At 75.1% G+C, this 353-nt stretch carries 1 pseudogene; it reads right to left on the bottom strand.

What is annotated here, in order from left to right:
• Positions 1 to 353, bottom strand: a pseudogene (locus tag OP79_RS49250) (ATP-binding protein); the annotation flags it as partial.

Genomic DNA, 353 nt, shown 5'->3' with positions numbered 1-353 from the left:
CGCAGGTCGGCCTCGAGGGTCGCCCGCACCGCGTCGTGCGGGTGCAGCCCTTCGGGCGTGGCCTCGATGTAGGGCAGCTGGCGCAGCCAGGAGAACACCGTGTCGGTGTCCTGGTCACCCAGCACTTTGCGGAGCAGGGGCTCGCGGGTGACGTAGGCCTGTGCGACGACTTCGAGGGCGCGCCGGTGGACGGCGCCGGGCAGGTCGCCGACCAGCCGCTCGACCAGGGTCGTCAGGATGTCGCCGGTGGGGTACCACGGTGCGCCGGGTGCCGCGGCGGGCACGGAGGCGGCCAGCGAGAGGGCGAGCGGGCTGCCTCCGGCGAAGGCGACGAAGGCGCCGCGCTGCTCGGC

Origin of the sequence: Streptomyces yerevanensis (assembly GCF_000716805.1) — a bacterium.
GTDB classification, from domain to species: domain Bacteria; phylum Actinomycetota; class Actinomycetes; order Streptomycetales; family Streptomycetaceae; genus Streptomyces; species Streptomyces flaveus.
The sequence above is the reverse complement of the archived record's forward strand: the minus strand, read 5'-3'. Positions and strand labels throughout refer to the sequence as shown.